The sequence below is a fragment of the Desulfitibacter sp. BRH_c19 genome (assembly GCA_001515945.1).
GTDB lineage: Bacteria > Bacillota > DSM-16504 > Desulfitibacterales > Desulfitibacteraceae > Desulfitibacter.
Genome location: LOER01000047.1, coordinates 18297 through 31605 on the forward strand (window position 1 = coordinate 18297; position 13309 = coordinate 31605).

Consider the following 13309-nt stretch of genomic DNA (forward strand, 5'->3'; position numbering starts at 1 on the left):
TTATTATGTTTTCTGTATTTGCCTTAATATGTATAACACTTGTATCCTATTTCATGTGAAAGGAGTACCCACGGGCACTCCTTTCTTATTTCCTCACGAAATCAAGATATTTGTTCTCTTTTTCAGTCACACAAGCCTGCCCACTAGTAAGGTTAATGAACATTCTTTTTATGTTTTCAATTTCGATGGCTTTTGCAAACACATTAATCGTCACTACATCTGTATAGTCTATACCCTCCAAAGGTAATTCTAACTCTTCAATCTTTCGTTGTAATACACCAAAATGGGGGTAATCAACAGTTATTGACAGTTTTTTATGAAGAATTTTTTCCACCTCTATGGCTGCTTCAATACCTTGAACTGCAGACTGACTATATGCCCTTATTAACCCACCAGCCCCAAGAAGCTTACCTCCAAAATATCTTGTAACAACAACTACCACATTCTGAAGTTTCTTATTCTTTATTACTTCTAAAACGGGCTTTCCCGCTGTACCGCTGGGCTCACCATCATCACTTGCTTTTTGAATAAGCCCCTGATGTCCTATAAGATAAGCATAGACATTGTGTGTAGCCTCTCTATGTTTTTCTTTAATCGAAAGAATAAAGTCTTCAGCTTGGTCTGCTGCACCCACAGGAGCAACATGGGAAATAAACCGAGACTTTTTTATACTCAGTTCGCTCTCAACCTTGTTTTTAACAGTATAATAATTGAGCAACATATTACCATTCCTTATGTATTCTTCTATTCTAACAACTATGCCTAATATAGCTTCTAAGGTAGTCCCATGTCAAGGACAATGGATACTATATTACTTCCTCCTGATAATCTATTAATTGTACAATAATTTCCTAAAATTACACTATTTAATTAAAAATTTAATAACTTAAATTTCATTTAAAAGCCAAACTAAATATAGACAGTTAAAATATCAAGGAGGAAAAATTATGGCTAAAAATAAAAGTACAACCACTAGTTGGGTAGTGACAGGTTTAGGTGCTGCCGTTACTGGTGTGGGGGCAACTGTTCTTGGCGGTACAGCATTAGGCGCTGGAGTAATTGGCTTCGGTTTAGCTCATGTAACTCTTGGGGTACTAGATATGTATAGACCAACCATTAGAAAAAACAGTTAAGTTTTAGTTGCTTATTTTACTGTTGTGAACAGAATTATTTTATGTTAAGTTTTTCATATATAAGGGTATTAATTCCATCTTTTAGGCGAAAGCTATAGTGGCTATAGTAGGAGGTGACATTGAATTATGAAAGTAAAAGTCGATGATGATCTTTGTATTGCTTGTGGAGAATGCATTGATATCTGTCCTGAAGTTTTTGATTGGAATGAAGATGGTAGCTTGGCAGTTTCCAAAGTTGATGAAGTCCCCGCTGACGAAGAAGAAAGTGCTAAAGAGGCTGTCGAATCTTGTCCTACTGATGCAATAAAAGAACTCTAATATAAGCCATTCTTCTACTTCAGGTTAGTTAGCTCTAGAATCAAACCCGGCACACCATTATAATGTGCCGGGTTTGATTCTAACTCCATTTATCCTTCTTAACGTGAGTTTCTATTTCTGCTAAAGAATTCTGTTTGAGTGATTTAGCTTGCTCTTTAAGTTTTGTGAAATATCTTTGACAACCAGGATCAAGATTAATTTCTACGCCACGTTCACCTATAGCTTCCAATTCCTCTAATAGCTCTATAGAAACCATTAAAAGCTGATTTGTCTCTCTAGATCCGGAAATTTTTTGTTCTGCGGCATCTTCTAACTTAATATATTTCTCCTTTGGAGATCCACACTTGGGACATCTTTCAGGAGCATCTCCACCTTCGTAGATATAATTACAAACCGAACATTTCCACATAAGTTTCCCCTCACCTTCTACTAATTGGCACATCCCCTAAATTCTCTGTTGAATTCATCCTTAAGTACCACAACTCGGACAGACAGTAAAAGGTTCTCCTTCAAAACCACAACTTTCACATTTTGTTCTTTTTTCTTTCTGTTCTTGTTGGCAATTACAATTTTCGCACATTTGAATTCCTCCTTTCAACTAGATTTATCCGATGGCTAACTACCACTAGCCTTGCATGGGTTAAGACCCCCACTTCTCTTGTTCACTCTTGCTTACCAAGTATTCATATAGTATTATGCTTAAATTTAAAAACTCCTACCAATCAAGTAAAATCTTCACATAAAATTAACATAAAAAGAAATGCTACTTGCTTCATGGAGGAAGTAGCATTTCACTAAAGATGGTTGATGCGTGATTATACTTATCTTCCACCAAGTCTAAATCTATTTAAGAACCGACCAATGAGAATACCTTTAAAAAATATTATAGGATATGCCAGAATTGCTAGCCACCTCATGTTTGATTTATTATTTGACTTTGATTTAAATAACATAAAATAAATACCTCCTTTTTAATTTATTTTTTCGTAAAAGGTATCTATTTATGATGTCTAATAGTGGTATTTTTATCAAAAATTAACTAAATTAACTGTATCGTTGAAAATACTCTGATTATACTTGAGCCTTAACAGATTTTGGTCCCCTTGTTACTGATATATTTCCTGTTCTAACCACTTCAATAATTCCATGGTCTTTCAGTACTTCGCATAATGCATCAATTTTATCACTTTCTCCTGTTAATTCCACCACCATAGCTTCTCTGGTTACATCCACTATGTGAGCTCTAAATATATTAACTATATCAACAATATCACTTCTTTTTTCTGGTAGAGCATTGACTTTGACTAGTGCAAGTTCCCTTGCTAATGATGGTGCTGCAGTAAGGTCTTGTACTTTTATTACATCTACTAATTTTTCCATTTGTGTTATTACCTGTTCAATTTCATTTTCCTCACATTCAACTACTAATGTTATTCGGGTGACTTTTTCCTTTTCAGTTGGCCCTGCAGCAATACTTACAATATTAAATGCCCTACGACTCACCAAGCCAGAAATATGTGATAAAACTGTAGGTCTGTCAACTACTAAAAGTGCAAGAATATGTCTCATAGCTAATCCCCTTCTTTTTTCTGATAAGTATAAAGGTAGTATAGCTTTTTTGCAATAAAAAAATGCCGGTTACTGTAAAGAATACAGAACCGGCCAAACTTTGAAGAGCTATCTAGTCATAGACTAGAGATTTAGAAATAAAAAACTCCTTAACCATAAGCCAAGGAGAATTATTAACTATCACAAGAAACTCCTATCAACCGTAGGTTTCATAACCATTAACTGGCAGGTATCCTGACTTAGGTTCTTCATTTTCTTACACCACCCAATCTACTAGTGGCCTAATCTAAGAAAACTCCCCAATACAGTGGCGGGACCGCACCGGACTCACACCGGTTTCCCCTTTTAAACTTCTTGTACCAGATATCACAATATTAAATTTTATCTTCTTGATATTATTATTCTACATTTTTTCCTATAATCCTCTTTTTAATAAATAATTTTTTCTAGTAACTTTACCATATATATATCCCAAATGGCTTTATTTTTGGATACAGGTTTATTTTTTACAGTTACAGGTAATTACTAAGATATATACTTTAATGGCAGGTGATTTTTTTGAGCTTAACAAGAAATAAGTTGGAGCAATTCGTAAAGCAAGGAAAAGCTTTTGAGAAGCTATTGCAATCTACTGGTAATAATAATAAAAATCCAATTATGTCAAAACAGCTAAAGCAAACAAAAAAACTTCTAAGTAAAATTAATACTTAAAATAAGGTTGGGGATAATCACATTCCCAACCCTATTTTTATCCAAAGTATTCTATATGGGTTAAGACCCCCACCCGATGTTCAGCTTTAGCTGAACTAGTTCACTTAGCAACAAACACAACTATATGTTTTTTTAAGATCTAATAACCTTAAAATATGTTTTTTCTCTTCTTTAATAAAGGTTATTAATTACCCCCATATTACCTGGTGAAACAAGCTCTTTTAATTCATGAAAGAACAGTATTGACTCTTGCTCAAACTTTATAGCCATATTTATTCCATCAATAGGCTCCTTAATAGATCCTATAGCCTCATCAATCCCCTTTGTAAACACGTGATTTTCAGCAAGGCCTTTCACATATTCCTGATACTCACCAGGAAAACTTTCATTTAATGGAGCATCCTTTAAACTACCAAGAAGCTTTTGGAAATCAACTATATGTTTACTCTCTTGATCAGCCAAGTCAGCAAAAACTAAACTTAACTCTTTATTTTCCAATTTTTCTGCAAGGGTTTGGTAAAACAATTGGCCATTCTTCTCAATTTCTACTGCGAAATCAATAACCTCTTCAGCTTTAAATACTTTCCACATAGCTTAGTCCTCCTTTTCAGTCAAACCACAGTCGGGAGTATAACAATTGTCATCTATAAAGGTACACTTTTGTTGACAACTTGGACATTGCTCCGGTGGTTCTTGAGCTTCAAACCTATAACCACAGTTACTGCATTTCCATTTATTCATTTACACCCTCCCCTGTAATAAAGCATTTACTTCTTTAGCTTATATATTTTTTAATTCTCCTAAAGTAAATCTATTCCTTCAAAACAAATATTAATTTTTTAAGAAGATCTTCTGAACATTAAAATTATATACTAATAATCTTATTTTTTTTGGCTCTTTCTTTAATACTTCTAACTCTTTCATTGCTATCTATATCCTTTAGCCTAATATATGCCTCTTCATATCCTTGTAATATCTCTAAATCAACATTTAAAAATTCTAAAAACCTATCCCATAATACTACTATGTTTTCTTGATTTAACGAATAAAAGGTGAAATATCCTTCCTTATTCTCTACAACTAAATCAGCTTCCTTTAGAATTCTCAAGTGTTGGGAGACTCTCGGCTGGAGCATATCAAGAACTTCACTTAATTCACAAACGCACATGCTTTGTACAGACAATATCTTTAAAATTTTTAGTCTTGTTGGTTCCCCTAATGCCTTAAAACCCTTAGAAAGAGCTTTGTCCACAAATATCACCCCTTAAAACTTTATATTTAATATTCTATCCCAAAAACGAGCCATAAATCATACCAGATAAGGTTGCCATAACCACTACAAGAATAATGTAGACAGCTGTTTTTTTTGTTCCCATAATACTTCTAATCACTAACATGTTGGGGAGACTAAGTGCAGGGCCAGCTAGCAACAATGCCAAGGCAGGCCCTTTACCCATGCCAGCACCCAGTAGGCCTTGCAAAATAGGCACTTCAGTCAAAGTAGCAAAATACATTAAAGCTCCTAAAATGGAAGCTACAAAGTTAGCACTTAAAGAATTTCCTCCTACAAATCCAGATATCCATTCTGATGGAATAATGCCGCCATTTGTCCCAGGCCTTCCCATTAAAAACCCAGCAGCAAGAACACCAATTAAAAGCAACGGTAAAATCTTCTGAGCAAAATCCCAAGAGGAATCAACCCACTCTTTTATTTCCTCCAAATTAAACCATTTCACCAGCATAAATGCCAATGTCCCCAGTAAAACTATAGTTATAGGCCATTTGACTTGAAAAACGGCAAACCAAAAACCTGAGGTTTCTTCGGGTCTTGCCCAGGCAGCGAAAATCAGTATGAAGATAAGCACAGCAAAATATAAAATATTTTGTAGTCCACTTCTAGCCTCTTCAATTTCTCCCTCACCAAAGTCTGCCCTTTCCTCATCCTCTTTTCCAAAGATTAATGACATTATCAGTCCTATGGCAATAGCAAATATTATTGCTCCAACTGCCCGAGCTAGACCGAACTCCCATCCAAGCACCCTGCCAGTTAATATTATTGCTAGAACATTAATGGCAGGTGCTGAGTATAGAAAAGCAACTGCAGGTCCTATTCCGGCTCCTCTTGTGTATAATCCTGCGAAGAGAGGAAGAACTGTGCAGGAGCATACTGCCAGTACAGTTCCTGAAACTGCAGCTACAGAATAGGAAATCCACTTCTTAGCCCTGCACCCAAAATACTTTAAGACTGCATTTTGTGATATAAATATTGCAATAGCTCCCGCTATGAAAAAAGCAGGGATTAAACAGAATAGAACGTGTTCCCTAGCATATTCGCCTACCATTTTAAATGACTCTAGAATTGCACCTTCCACATTTGGACTGCTAAAAGGTATTAGATATAATGCTAAAAACACACTTATATATATGGAAAGCTTTTGCCATTGTTTCATAATAACTCCCCCAAAATCTATTTACTAAATTCTTAAATTAAAAACACCCTGCCAGGGTGTTTTGGAATTTAATTACTTAGCCAAGACACTTGTAATCATCTGAGTAACTTCTGCTTTTGAAGGAAGTTTCCCACTAGCTTTAACTTCATTATCAATTACAAGACCGGGTGTCATTAGTATCCCTGTTTTAGCAATTTCTTTAATATCTGTTATTTTCTCGATTTTTGCATCTACTCCCATTTCCCCAACAACCTCTTTAACAAGCTCCTCAAGCTTATTACATTTCATACACCCCGAACCCAATACTTTTATATTCAAATTGAACCCCTCCTTTAATTTACGGGGACACACCTCTATTGTAGTCTAGCTTTAGAGCCGAGGAATGTCCCCAACTGGTAAATCCATATTCTTTTTTGCTTATATGCTTATATTATAACATGAGTGAATTAATTTCAAGGATAATTTAGGATTTTTTATTACAAAATGCTATTTGGCCATACAATAAGCGTCCATAGCCTTTTTTGAATGGACGCTTACAAATTTCACTTGGAAAACTTCCTGATTAACCTTTGAACAAACCCATTTTCAGTATTAGCAGCTTCGCCTTTTATCAATTGTTGTAAAGCTTCATTGATTCTGATTAGGTGCTGGTTTATTTGCTCCATTTCATAGCAAATATTTGAAATTTCCATAAGAGATAGTGATTTATTCTTGTTTTCATCTTTAAGATGCCACTCATTTATCTGCTTTCTTAAGTCTCTAACTAGGCTAGAGCTTTGCATTCCACAGTTATTCAGATATAGACATAAGTCTACATTCTTACTAGTTAAGTAACATATTATATTTTCCTGCATGCTGACTGTAGTAGTTAAAAGCTTTTGAAGGGTTTCTAAAATATCCATGTATTCTTTAGAGAAACTTTCAACATCTATATTTCTTTGAGATCTATTTAATTCTGTATAATATATACCTAAAATTCTTTCAAATATCAGATTAAAGCTTGTTACTACTGTTTCATATTTTTTAACCTGTTGGCTTTTCATAAGTTTCCTATAGCCGATTTCATCCTTAAACTCAAACATTCTTCTCCTGATATCTTCTAATTTACCTCTAATATGTTCGATTTCTGTTTCAAGTTTTCTCTGATCATATCCTTTATTCGTTATGAAGCCATTTAATACAGCCACATATAGATTTTTTAAACTATGATTGACATTCATCAATTCTTGAATAAGGTATTTTTCTGTATTAGGAGGTGAAAATGCCAAGTTTACACCTACCCCCACCCCAATTCCTATCAAGGTTTCTAGGAGACGATACAATGCAAAGTATTTTGCATCTCCAGTAACATCAACCATAACAGCAGCTACAGTAATCGCAGTTATCACAATTCCATCCTGTAAGTTAAGTCTAATTGAAATAGCAATGGCAAGGATAACGGCTAGGCCTACTGTAATAGGATGGGATCCAAAGAAACTTACAATAACAAATCCTATACTTCCCCCTATTATAGTAGCAACCACCCTATTACCACCTTGAACAATGGATTTGGTGATGGATGGTTGAATAGTAATAATAGCAGCTACTACAGCCAAAAGTGGCGAGGTCAAGTTAAAGGATTTTACTAAAAAAATACATAATGCTACTGCTATCCCCGTTTTCCAGATTCTTGGCCCGATTACCATTTATCATCTTACCCCTTTCCAAAAGCACATGCAGGAAAGGTGCATGTTGGGCAAGTGGTACACAAACCTCCATGCCCCAAACTAGATAAATCACTTTTGCTTAAGATTTCACCAGCTAATACTCTGGGGAGGATAAGATCAAATACTGTTGTTTTGGCGTACATAACACAGCCTGGCAATCCCATAATAGGAGTTTTCCCGTCAAGATATGCTAATAAAAACATTGCCCCCGGAAGAACTGGCGCACCGTAGGAGACAATATGGGCACCTGTACTACGAATTGCAAAAGGCGTGAGGTCATCAGGGTCAACTGACATACCTCCTGTTATTACTACCATATCTGCTTCGGCTTTAAGAAAATCTTTTATTGCCCCTAAGATCATTTCAACCTTGTCATCCACTATGGTCTGACCTAGCACCTGGCAATTGAATCTTTCAAGTTTATTCTTAACAACTGGACCAAACTTATCTTTAATTCTTCCATGATATATCTCACTACCTGTTGATACTATACCCACCTTTTGTGGCTTAATGGGTCTAATGTTTATAATAGGGTTTGAATTACATATGGCTTCAACAAACCGTATCCGTTCCTCTTCTACCACCAAGGGTATTACCCTTGTTCCGGCAATTAATTGATCTTCACTTACAACCTGGTTTTCATGAATTGTTGCACACATTACCTGTTCAATTGAATTAATTCTATTGAGTCTCTCCACATCAATTTTTAATAAACCCTTTTCTTGAGCGAAAAGATTTATTTTGCCTTCCGAGGGCTCTGACAAATGCATACCATTACCTGCTACAGCTCTGGCTATTCTCAGAGCTGCTTCATCCTCGTGGAGCATTCCTTCTTTTTTTTCCCAGACAAAGATGTTATCTTTCCCGATCTTTAATAGCTCTGGTATGTCACCTTCTGTAATAACGTGACCCTTCTTAAATGCACAGCCTTTAAATTCTCCTGGAATAATTTTTGTCATATCATGACACAAAACCATACCCACAGCATCTTGGACTCTAACCTTTTTCAAAAAACCATCCCCTATTCTCTATGGTATACCTGTAGCCTTTTGTCCTCAAGAACTTCTGGGCTTAGTATATCATTCATATCTGATGGTACCGTTATCTTTTCTGGATCACCATCACTAACATATCGCAAATGAGGATTCTCTATGAAATAATCAAGCCATTTTGTAAAGTTCTCCTCATCTCCTCTAATTCTTGGAATCTTCAATGGGTTGTATTTTTCAGCAATAGGTGATAGTGCTGGATTAGCACCCACCAATAATACGCCTTTATTTTCATATTTTACACCATCATATTCCCCCGACAAGGTCTCAGGAGATGACGGAGCTACACCAAAGGGTAATGCTAAAGAGTCTATTTGATAATTAGGAAGAACTTCTTGAAAATCTTTTACAAGGCCCCCTAACTCCTCAATAACCTTATTAGGCCCATGCTCATTCATATTTATGTGGGTTCTGGTATGATTGCCAATATCCATTCCCAACTCACCTACCAAGTACTCCGCAGCAATCCTCCAATTGCCACCATTAAAGGGCTGTGAATTCACATAGAATATACCTTCGAGCCCAAAGTCAGGATGCTCCTGATAAAACTCAAACATAATCCCAGCTGCCGTCTGGGGCTTCAAAACCCATTCATCTTCAATTTTTTCAACACTAAATTGGTTGGAATAGCCATCATCAAAGGTTAAGATAACAGGAGAATACCCTGCCGGTATGTCTATTGTATTATTCAAATAATCTTTAATACTGATTAGCCTATACCCTTCCTCATATAGCCTTTCAATGTCAACCCGGAAATTGCCCCATGTTCTCTGCCAGGTGCTTTCTGTATCACCAAAACGATGATACATGAGAACCATCACCTGACCAGCTTCATTTGCAGGTAGTGGACCTTCTTGCAATTCCTCTATATTATTGCCTGAATTTTCTTGGGATTTCTCCTCATTTTCTTTCTCATCTTGATTAATTATTTCTTCACTTGTGTTATCTTGTACCTTCTGGTCAGCATCACTTACACCGCATCCAAAAGTAAATAAAAATAGTAAAGTTACAATAACTATCATGCTGTACCTTGCTGTCAAAATTCTAACCCCCAATAATCTTTTTCTAACAAGAAATTCACCTATTAATCTATAATTCCTTCTCTTGCCCCCTGGAAAATTATTCATTTACTCTTTATCTTTATAAATACAGGCAAATAGTCCCATTAATATAACACTCCTGCCCCATGGTGGATAATAACAGACTAGTTTAATGTTAGTGTTAGAATAATATCTTTAGAACTATCCATCTAAATTATATCATCTCATGGTACATATTCTCAATTTCTTTTGTGATAAAGTGAAACTTAGGGGGGATTTCATGTTTAGAACACTACTTAAATCAGAAAGAGGTGCAGTTATTCTATTAACTGCCCTAGCCATGGTGGTTCTCTGTGGACTTGTTGGATTAGCAGTAGATGGAGGGTCTCTATACATAACTAAGGCAAAGTTGCAAAATGCAGTAGATGCTGCAGCTTTAGCTGGTTCACAGGCATTGTATGAAAATGCTGGGCTAGCAAAAAATATTGCAGAAGAGTATATAGAAAAAAACGGTTTTAGTAAGGATAGCCTTACTATAGATATATCTGAGATGGCTAAATCAATTCGAGTAGAAGGTGAAGTGGATATTACATATACCTTTATGAAAATTCTTGGTTTTACTCAGGGAGTGGTTAAAGCATCCGCTACTGCTATATCAGGGCCATTAACTTCTATTGATAATGGATTAAGACCTTTAGCTATCTATGATGAAAATTTAGAATATGGCAAACATTATATATTAAAATATGGTGCAGATGATGGGGAAACAGGCAATTATGGGTTTATCAGACTGGGAGACTCTGGTGCTACGCAAGTTGCGGAAAACTTAAAGAACGGCTATAATGGAAAAATTAAGAAGGGTGATAGCATTCAGTCAGAGACAGGAAATTTATCATCAAATGCTATCAGAAAGGCTATAAACGATTTAATAGATGATTGCACACATGGATGCACCTATGATAATTACCAGGAGGGATGTTCCAGGCTCATAGCTGTTCCAATATTTGACCCACCAGCACCTGCTGGAGCAGGGTATAAGGAAGTTAAAGGATTTGCTATGTTCATGTTAGATCCTATTAACATCACATCCCCTTACGGTCATGCAGAGATAACAGGTTATTTTATTGAATATACCACTAGTGGAGATATTGATAGTTCACAAACAGATAGTGGCCTTAGGGGTGTAAAATTAACTGAATGAAAAGTAATAACCTATCATTTAGATTGACTTAGCTTTTAAAAATGTATTAAAATAAATTGGGTTGTTAACTTGGCTTACGTAAAGGTGTCCTGCTTACGTAAGCCTTAGTTTTAGTAAATCGGGGTGTTAAAGTGAAAGCTTTTGGTCAGAAAAATCAAAAAGGTAAATTAAAGGATAAAGAAAGAGCTATTATAAAAGCTGCTAAGGAAGTATTTGCAGAAAAAGGCTTCCAAAAAGCGTCCATAAAGGATATTGCTAAGGCTGCGGGGATTGCTACTGGTACCTTTTATTTGTATTTTAAGAATAAAGAAGGTTTTTTTGAAGCACTTGTGGAGGAAATGTATCAAGAACTATTAGCCCATATTAAAGGGGAAAGAACAAAGGTGCCTGATACATTAGGAAAGCTGCAAGCATCGATGAATGCTTGCGTGCGGCTATTCATCAAAGAAAGAAGTCTTGCAAGGCTCATGCTTATCCAAGCACCACATGCTAGTCCTCTTATCAACACGCATCTATCAGTTTTACAGGATGGACTAGTACAGCTTGCTCTTGATGATTTGAACGAGGCCTTAGAGTTAGGTTTAATCCCAAAACAGAATACCCAGGTTGCTGCTTTAGCACTAGTAGGGGGTTTTTATGCACTCTTATTAAGCTGGTTAAAAAACGATAGCCCATTTGACCTAAATGCTGCAACCATGGACCTTTTTCATTACAATATGTATGGGTTGAAATCAAAATAAGTTTTTTATTTCTGTAATACTCATCTGGTTATTAAGTGCAAGCATAAGTTTAATCCTTGCCTTTTGCCCAGGCAAATCATTGCCTAAAATTACACCAAGTCTCTCAAGCTGGGCTGCCGAACCTTTATAGTCATAAACCCCTCTTACAGTTCCTTCATAACACCGAGATGTTAAAACAACTGGTATGCCATGATTAACAGCTTCTTTTACCTGCCCTACTGCTTCTGGAGGTATCTGTCCCCTGCCAAAGCCTTCTAAAACCAAACCATCTGCTCCCGACTTTAATGCCATATCAATAAGACACCCATCCATCCCGAGTGCAAACTTTATTATATAAACCTTACTTTCCTTGTCCATGTTTCCTAATGCAAGCTTCACATGGTTATTTACTACTCTTTTATAGACTACCTCTTTTTCATCCAAATACCCTATTGGCCCCCAACCAGGAGCTCCAAAAGCATCTAAATTACTTGTATGTATCTTAATTACTTCAGCCGCTGCATATATCTTGCCGTTAAATACAACCACAACCCCTTTATCTTTACTTTCCTCACTAATGGCAACCTGCAGAGAATCCTGTAAATTTCTAAGGGCATCGGATGCTATTTCTTCAGGCGGCAGCTGAGAACCAGTTAACACCACAGGTCCATTGTTCTGTAAGATTAGATCTAGAAAATAAGCTGTTTCTTCAAGGGTATCTGTGCCATGGGTTAATACAACGCCAGTACATTTTTCCTCTTTAAAAGCCTGGTCAATAATCTGGCTAACCTTTCTTAAATTAGACATGGTCAGGTGACCACTTGGTAATTGAAATAGATCATGTACTTCACAAGAAAAATCCTTCCAGCTTGGTATCAAGCTGGCCAGGCTAAAACCACTAATAACTCCTGAATGAATCTGACCCGTTTGCCTGTCTTTTTTGCTAGCAATCGTACCCCCTGTAGTAATTAAAAGTATCTTCTTTTGTATGTTTTTCAATGTAACACCACCTATTCTATTTAAAGTCTCCATTACCAGATTATCTCTCTTAGAAGTCAATATTACTAATATCATATAGATTAATCTAAAGAACTATCCAAAAGGAAAAAGGGCAAGTAATTGTATGTTCCAACCAGCCTGCCCCTTTAAATCCTTATGTTTTTAATTATCCTCCAGCCACCATATGGATCACCTTAACATCGTCTCCGTCATTGATGACTGTGGTAGAGTATTTGTCCTTATGAATTACCGTACCATTTACACTTACCACAATTGACGGGTAGGTGTAATTGCATTTCTCTAAAACAGTCTCTATTGTCATTCCTTCATTCCAGTCCACATTTTTTCCATTAACCTTTATCATAAAACTCCACTCCTATTTCCCGGTGTACGTCTCACGTCTCACTTCTCACT

General features: G+C 36.1%; 16 protein-coding genes. 4 read left to right on the forward strand and 12 right to left on the reverse strand.

The window, feature by feature from the left end:
* Nucleotides 1–85 precede the first annotated feature (85 nt).
* On the reverse strand, nt 86–721 hold the full coding sequence (locus APF76_17890) for a hypothetical protein (GenBank protein KUO48757.1): 636 nt from the start codon (nt 719–721) through the stop codon (nt 86–88).
* Between the two features lie 226 nt (nt 722–947).
* Between APF76_17890 and APF76_17895 the strand changes: the two genes are divergently transcribed.
* Together APF76_17895 and APF76_17900 are read left to right on the forward strand one after the other, a co-directional pair.
* The gene (locus APF76_17895) at nt 948–1133 is read left to right on the forward strand and encodes a hypothetical protein (GenBank protein ID KUO48758.1); all 186 of its coding nucleotides are present in this window, start codon (nt 948–950) and stop codon (nt 1131–1133) included.
* Nucleotides 1134–1259: 126 nt separating this feature from the next.
* Nucleotides 1260–1451 (forward strand): ferredoxin, encoded by a 192-nt coding sequence (locus APF76_17900; protein ID KUO48759.1) that lies wholly within the window; start codon nt 1260–1262, stop codon nt 1449–1451.
* A gap of 79 nt (nt 1452–1530) precedes the next feature.
* Here APF76_17900 and APF76_17905 read toward each other — a convergent pair whose 3' ends face one another.
* The 9 genes from APF76_17905 to APF76_17945 form a co-directional block, all read right to left on the reverse strand.
* Nucleotides 1531–1860: a rubredoxin gene (locus APF76_17905; GenBank protein ID KUO48760.1), complete on the reverse strand. Its 330-nt coding sequence runs from the start codon at nt 1858–1860 to the stop codon at nt 1531–1533.
* A gap of 662 nt (nt 1861–2522) precedes the next feature.
* A complete protein-coding gene (locus APF76_17910) occupies nt 2523–3020 on the reverse strand; it encodes an acetolactate synthase small subunit (GenBank protein KUO48761.1) in 498 nt (165 codons plus the stop codon).
* A gap of 882 nt (nt 3021–3902) precedes the next feature.
* Nucleotides 3903–4322, reverse strand: a complete 420-nt coding sequence (locus tag APF76_17915; GenBank protein KUO48762.1) for a hypothetical protein — start codon at nt 4320–4322, stop codon at nt 3903–3905.
* Nucleotides 4323–4596: 274 nt separating this feature from the next.
* Nucleotides 4597–4983: a hypothetical protein gene (locus tag APF76_17920; protein KUO48763.1), complete on the reverse strand. Its 387-nt coding sequence runs from the start codon at nt 4981–4983 to the stop codon at nt 4597–4599.
* 34 nt (nt 4984–5017) lie between these two features.
* Complete coding sequence (locus APF76_17925; GenBank protein KUO48764.1) at nt 5018–6181, reverse strand: permease; 1164 nt, start codon at nt 6179–6181, stop codon at nt 5018–5020.
* A gap of 72 nt (nt 6182–6253) precedes the next feature.
* Nucleotides 6254–6499, reverse strand: a complete 246-nt coding sequence (locus APF76_17930; GenBank protein KUO48765.1) for a hypothetical protein — start codon at nt 6497–6499, stop codon at nt 6254–6256.
* A 224-nt stretch (nt 6500–6723) separates the two neighbouring features.
* Complete coding sequence (locus tag APF76_17935) at nt 6724–7866, reverse strand: hypothetical protein (GenBank protein ID KUO48766.1); 1143 nt, start codon at nt 7864–7866, stop codon at nt 6724–6726.
* An 8-nt stretch (nt 7867–7874) separates the two neighbouring features.
* Nucleotides 7875–8897, reverse strand: a complete 1023-nt coding sequence (locus tag APF76_17940) for a molybdopterin-binding protein (GenBank protein KUO48767.1) — start codon at nt 8895–8897, stop codon at nt 7875–7877.
* A gap of 11 nt (nt 8898–8908) precedes the next feature.
* Nucleotides 8909–10063 (reverse strand): hypothetical protein, encoded by a 1155-nt coding sequence (locus tag APF76_17945; GenBank protein KUO48768.1) that lies wholly within the window; start codon nt 10061–10063, stop codon nt 8909–8911.
* Between the two features lie 193 nt (nt 10064–10256).
* Here APF76_17945 and APF76_17950 point away from each other — a divergent pair, with 193 nt between their 5' ends.
* Both APF76_17950 and APF76_17955 read left to right on the forward strand, forming a co-directional pair.
* Entirely contained in the window at nt 10257–11177 is a 921-nt protein-coding gene (locus APF76_17950; GenBank protein ID KUO48769.1) for a hypothetical protein, read from the forward strand.
* Nucleotides 11178–11308: 131 nt separating this feature from the next.
* Nucleotides 11309–11917: a hypothetical protein gene (locus tag APF76_17955; GenBank protein ID KUO48770.1), complete on the forward strand. Its 609-nt coding sequence runs from the start codon at nt 11309–11311 to the stop codon at nt 11915–11917.
* On the opposite strand, the gene APF76_17960 is transcribed toward APF76_17955, so the two are convergent.
* Together APF76_17960 and APF76_17965 are read right to left on the reverse strand one after the other, a co-directional pair.
* Complete coding sequence (locus APF76_17960; GenBank protein ID KUO48771.1) at nt 11909–12928, reverse strand: hypothetical protein; 1020 nt, start codon at nt 12926–12928, stop codon at nt 11909–11911. The two genes, APF76_17955 and APF76_17960, sit on opposite strands and share 9 nt — an antisense overlap.
* Nucleotides 12929–13061: 133 nt before the next feature.
* Nucleotides 13062–13259, reverse strand: a complete 198-nt coding sequence (locus APF76_17965; GenBank protein ID KUO48772.1) for a thiamine biosynthesis protein ThiS — start codon at nt 13257–13259, stop codon at nt 13062–13064.
* Between the last annotated feature and the right edge of the window lie 50 nt (nt 13260–13309).

What these genes read in the sequence shown, in the direction of transcription:
- APF76_17890 (KUO48757.1), bottom strand. Translation starts at nt 721, where the DNA reads ATGTTGCTCAATTATTATACTGTTAAAAACAAGGTTGAGAGCGAACTG.
- APF76_17895 (KUO48758.1), top strand. Translation starts at nt 948, where the DNA reads ATGGCTAAAAATAAAAGTACAACCACTAGTTGGGTAGTGACAGGTTTA.
- APF76_17900 (KUO48759.1), top strand. Translation starts at nt 1,260, where the DNA reads ATGAAAGTAAAAGTCGATGATGATCTTTGTATTGCTTGTGGAGAATGC.
- APF76_17905 (KUO48760.1), bottom strand. Translation starts at nt 1,860, where the DNA reads ATGTGGAAATGTTCGGTTTGTAATTATATCTACGAAGGTGGAGATGCT.
- APF76_17910 (KUO48761.1), bottom strand. Translation starts at nt 3,020, where the DNA reads ATGAGACATATTCTTGCACTTTTAGTAGTTGACAGACCTACAGTTTTA.
- APF76_17915 (KUO48762.1), bottom strand. Translation starts at nt 4,322, where the DNA reads ATGTGGAAAGTATTTAAAGCTGAAGAGGTTATTGATTTCGCAGTAGAA.
- APF76_17925 (KUO48764.1), bottom strand. Translation starts at nt 6,181, where the DNA reads ATGAAACAATGGCAAAAGCTTTCCATATATATAAGTGTGTTTTTAGCA.
- APF76_17935 (KUO48766.1), bottom strand. Translation starts at nt 7,866, where the DNA reads ATGGTAATCGGGCCAAGAATCTGGAAAACGGGGATAGCAGTAGCATTA.
- APF76_17945 (KUO48768.1), bottom strand. Translation starts at nt 10,063, where the DNA reads ATGAATAATTTTCCAGGGGGCAAGAGAAGGAATTATAGATTAATAGGT.
- APF76_17950 (KUO48769.1), top strand. Translation starts at nt 10,257, where the DNA reads ATGTTTAGAACACTACTTAAATCAGAAAGAGGTGCAGTTATTCTATTA.
- APF76_17960 (KUO48771.1), bottom strand. Translation starts at nt 12,928, where the DNA reads ATGGAGACTTTAAATAGAATAGGTGGTGTTACATTGAAAAACATACAA.
- APF76_17965 (KUO48772.1), bottom strand. Translation starts at nt 13,259, where the DNA reads ATGATAAAGGTTAATGGAAAAAATGTGGACTGGAATGAAGGAATGACA.